Genomic DNA, 216 nt, shown 5'->3' with positions numbered 1-216 from the left:
CCGCGGATGACGGTGGGTGACATCATCGGGGAGCCGTTCGAGATCCATCCGGAGGTGGCGCCGAAGGGCGACCGCCGTAGGGCGGTTCAGGATCTGCTGGACGTGGTGGGGCTCAATCCGGAGTACATCAACCGGTATCCGCACCAGTTCTCGGGTGGTCAGCGTCAGCGGATCGGTATCGCGCGCGGTCTGGCGTTGAAGCCGGAGGTGATCATC

Annotated in this window: 1 protein-coding gene; it reads left to right on the top strand. The window is 64.8% G+C overall.

Translation table 11 applies throughout. The features are described from left to right. Window positions 1–216: ATP-binding cassette domain-containing protein (locus UK12_RS36115; protein WP_045307467.1), on the top strand; the 216-nt coding region annotated here is incomplete at both ends.

The organism is Saccharothrix sp. ST-888, assembly GCF_000955975.1.
Lineage (GTDB): Bacteria > Actinomycetota > Actinomycetes > Streptomycetales > Streptomycetaceae > Kitasatospora.
This window is presented reverse-complemented; position numbering and strand designations above follow the sequence as displayed.